Origin of the sequence: Ruminococcus sp. (assembly GCF_017650195.1) — a bacterium.
Classification (GTDB): domain Bacteria; phylum Bacillota; class Clostridia; order Oscillospirales; family Ruminococcaceae; genus Ruminococcus.
In genome coordinates, this window is the sequence record NZ_JAGCFH010000033.1 from 1 (window position 1) to 4,410 (window position 4,410).

Annotated in this window: 3 protein-coding genes; 2 read left to right on the forward strand and 1 reads right to left on the reverse strand. The window is 45.7% G+C overall.

All coding sequences use genetic code 11. The features are described from left to right. Positions 1-1,088, forward strand: a 1,088-nt coding sequence (locus tag J6U00_RS01340; RefSeq protein WP_296577844.1) for a DUF4349 domain-containing protein, incomplete at its 5' end; no start/stop codon positions are given. A 146-nt stretch (positions 1,089-1,234) separates the two neighbouring features. Here the strand turns inward: J6U00_RS01340 and J6U00_RS01345 are convergent. Further along, on the reverse strand, positions 1,235-3,640 hold the full coding sequence (locus J6U00_RS01345; RefSeq protein WP_296577845.1) for a glycoside hydrolase family 11 protein: 2,406 nt from the start codon (positions 3,638-3,640) through the stop codon (positions 1,235-1,237). A gap of 345 nt (positions 3,641-3,985) precedes the next feature. On the opposite strand from J6U00_RS01345, the gene J6U00_RS01350 reads away from it, so the two are divergent. Further along, a partial coding sequence (locus J6U00_RS01350; RefSeq protein WP_296577848.1) for an HAD family hydrolase occupies positions 3,986-4,410 on the forward strand: 425 nt, incomplete at its 3' end.

The window sequence follows — 4,410 nt, forward strand, 5'->3', positions numbered from 1 at the left end:
GAGGAATCCTAATGAAAAAAACGCTATTATCACTTGCTATGGCAGGTACTATTATTCTCACGTCCTGCGGTTCGGGACAGAAAACAGCTAAAAATGAAATGGCATTCTCAGATTCTGCAAAGAGCGACAGTGCCATCGCCTATTCTGACAGCGAGGCTTACGGCGGTGCTCAGGAGGCTCAGGAAAACATAGAGAGCAGTCAGCTGAGCTATAAGCAGTCGGAGGTAAAGGCTATAGATACTCAGATGCTTATATACTCATGCGATATGAGCATAGATGTTCTTGAATTCGATCAGGCTGTAGACAGGATACATCAGCTTATAAGCAAATACAAAGGCTTCATTGAGAGCGAAAAATACAGCGACGGTGGAAACACGAGCAAATGGCAGTATTCCGATGTCGAGAAGTGGAAGAACCTCACTACGGTGATAAGGATACCAAGCTCGCAGTATGACAACTTCTGCGGCGAAGCGGAAGCCATAGGCGATATGCGCAGAAAGAACGCTTCCGTTCAGAATCTAACCACAGAGTACTCAGACCTGAAAACCACTCTCAGCATTTATGAGGCAAAGGAAAAGCGTTATCTTGATATCCTTTCCGAGTTAAAGAGCGAACAGGACGCAATACAGGTCGAGAATGAGCTCACTCAGATTGAGATAGAGATTGCAAAGATAAAAACGCGCATGAACAATATAGAGAACGACGTTGCATATTCCTATATATATCTTACTCTGAATGAGGTGCGTGAATATAAGGAGCAGCCTGTTATCGAGCGTACAGACACCTTCGGTCAGCGGCTTAAAAACACTGTTTCCAGAACATGGGACAATTTCCTTTATTTCCTTGAGAACCTGCTGTTTGTAATTATAAGACTGCTTCCGTATCTGCTGCTCATTGCGCTGATAGTCTTTGTTATCGCTAAGCTCGTCAAATTCCTTGCTAAGCTGTCGGAAAAACGCCGGCAGAAAAAATATCAGCAGAGAGCACAGCAGGCTCCTGCCGTACCGCAGCCCCCACAATTCCCGCAGGAGAATATGCCGGGCGCTCTGGACGGCAATAATGAGCTGCCAAAGGACAATATGCAGTAATGTCTCTGAGCGTTTTGAATATCAAAAAAGCTGAATAACAATAATATCCCCTTCAGATGTCGGAAGGGGATATGTTTATATGTGAATCCGTAACATTCTATAAGTAGCAGCCCTGAATGAACTCCTGCCGCTCGTTCCATGAGTGCTTATTTGAATGCGTATCTCATGAAGGTGTAGAGATGAGGTTTAACTGAGTCTGCACCGTGGGTTCCGCCGGGGATAGACTGATAAACGTGGTCAACGCCGTTCCTTGTGAGGATATCGCTGTACTGCTTCGGGAATGTGCCTACAGTACCGTCGTTGGTACCGCCTGTTATCATGAATACAGCAGGCTCGGGTCCTACGTCTCTGAACTTCATTTCGCTCTCCTGCATACAGCCGGGGTGCTGCATGAACATATCCGAGCCCGGAGTTATACCGGGAGCAGGGCAGGCGCCGCCTACGTAGCCAAAGAGGTCGGGACGCATGAGTCCGCAGTAGATAGCTTCACGGCCACCCATTGAGAAGCCTGTGATAGCTCTGTTCTCTCTGCCTGTCTTTACGGAGTAGTTCGCCTCGATAAATGGTATCAGGCTGTCTGCTATATCATAGAGGAAGTTGTCATACTCTGCGCAGGTCTGCTGGTTTATGCCGCTGGGACCGCTCATGGTCTTGCTTGTGAACATATTCGGAGTAACAACTATGAACTCCTCTGCCTGTCCGCTGGACATAAGTCCTGTCATGAGCTCCTGTACGCCCATGCCGTTTACCATATCGTTTTCGCTTCCCATAATGCCGTGGAGTACATACATTACAGGATACTGCTTGTTCTTGTCATAGTTGGGAGGAAGGATAACATTGCAGTTCTTGGTCTTGCCTGTGTATTTACACATATAGGACTGCTTCTCCACCTTGCACTGGCTCGATTTCTCGGCGCCATTGGGAACAGTCGTAGGCATATCGTTCTTTATCTTGCTGTTGAGCTTAACAGAAGCTGAACCTCCGACGGAAGTAGTCGTTGTAGTTGTTGACGTATTCTTTGAGGTGGTAGTTGTTGTGGTAGTGGTGGTTGTTGTAGTTACAGGATCCGGGAGCTTTTCAGCACCGAGGAGATACTTTTGTAAGCATACAAGGTCAGCCACATTTACAACTCCGTCGCCATTGACATCGGAGTTTGCAGGGGGTGAGCCTGCGCCAGACATCATTTTGAGTATTCCTCTTCTTAGAGGAGCTAGGTCGAATACGTCGACTATTCCGTCCTCATTAGTATCGCCTCTCATGCCATTTGATGGCTGTGTGGTTACGGTAGTAGTGCTGCTGTTTCCGTTCAGAGCTACAAAAGCCGGGGTACCCTTAACGCCTGCGTAAGCGTTGTCGATATAGAAATCCGTCAGGCTGTCGGTAGCTTCAACATAAAGAATGAGGTTCTTGGCTCCGGAGGGGATAGTGTATGCAGGATTGGAGAGTTCCAACCAGTCGGTAGAAGCGGAAGCCTCCGCGACCATGTCATATATATCCGTACCGCTTGAATCAGTGTACTGGAGGGTAAGTTTCATAGAAGCTGTGGAATCCGGCTTTGCGTCAACGCCGAAGCTGTATGTCTTGCCAGGGATAAACGTACTCGTGTCAAGGGATATGGCAGTGCCGTTCCATTTGTCTGTACGTCCGGAGACGTATAAGCCCTTTGAGCCGTCGTAGCCGCCTGAGGCTGATTCAACAGAAGCACTTCCGCGTCCGGACCAATCGCCTTTGCCGTTTTCAAATGTTTCCTTGAAATAGTAACCGCTCTCATCAGCCTGTACCGGCTCTTTTACTTCGGTTCCTTGAGTTGTCTGCTCCTCTTCGTCGTCTGAGGTCGGGAAGGAGATAGACTTGACGTTTGCCGAACCGTTGGACCTGTAGCCTTCGATATTGAGGGATACCTCATAAAGAGTTCCCGACATATCAAGACCTGCCCGAGCCCATGCGTCAAAGTGCTTGGATACGCTGATTGTGCCCTGCATATAGTTGGTCTGATTGTTTCTCGAACCGCTTGACTGACGGATGCTCCAGTACTGCGGGAATGTTGCTGTACCGTCAAGAGAAGGCTGATTGTAACGCATTGTCTTAGCAATATCATAAGTATTGCCGTTGAGAGTTACGTTACCCTTTCTCTCTGCTCCGTCTCCGGGTGGACGCCAGTCGCCCCAGCCTTCAACGATGTAGTATTCCATAAGAGGATTTCTTGTCCATCCGTATACGCACATATACGAATTTCCTCTTGGCGTGTATTCAACATCGTAGCTGAGGGTTATGTCGCCTAATTCTTTATAGGTCTTCTTCTGGCTGTCGAAGTTCTTGCCCATACGTGCGAGAAAGTTTTCAATATTGCTCCATGAGCAGGTGAAAGAGCCTGCGCTTGGGTTCATTGAAACCTGTCCCTGGCCGTTCTGGTTCCACATCTCATAGTCATAGCCGCCGATGTTCCCTCTTTCCTGCTGATCAGCAGCGGAAACTGTGAAAGGAACGGATGATACGATCATCATTGCGGAAACAGTACCGCCTATGATCTTTTTAATGCGTGTTAATTTCACTTCAATCACTCCTTTGTTAAATTAAGCAAATTACATGATTTCAGTAATCCCCGATAGGAACCGATTGTTCCTTTATTTATACTATTATTATAATATGGTCAGCTGGTCATATGCAAGCCAAAATTTGTGGTTGTTGTGAAATGTTCACTAAATTATGCGGAAAATATAATAATTAATATAACTTAATGTACAGAAAAATTATTGCATATGATTTATTAAATTATAAGGGGATATCTTAATTGTAAAGCTGAATTGCTTAAATACCGGCAACTTTTCCCGTACTGGTTGCAATTCACGTTATTATGTGATACAATATATCTGCAAAACTTAGAAAAGGAAAATGCTATGAAGGTTTTTGATTTTGATAATACTTTGTATCACGGAGAGAGCTCGGTAGACCTTGCACTGTACATGATAAAGACAAACAGGAAGATAATAAAGTATCTTCCCTCGATATTCTTTAATTTGATAAAGTATAAACTGTGCACGGTGGATAAAAGGAAAATGGTGCGTGTAGTCAACAATTTCATGAGGAACGCACTGCGCGATAAGAACGAGCTGTTTGACGCGGTTGAGGGCTTCTGGAAGGAAAACAGACGCAAGCTGGACAGGCGTATGCTGAAAAGGATAGATAAGGATGACGTTATTATAACAGCAGGACCTGATTTTCTGATATATGGGATACGCGATATACTCAACACGGATAATATAATCTGCAGCAGTATAGACCCAGACAAAATGAAAGTAAGGTATCTCAACTTTGGCGCCAA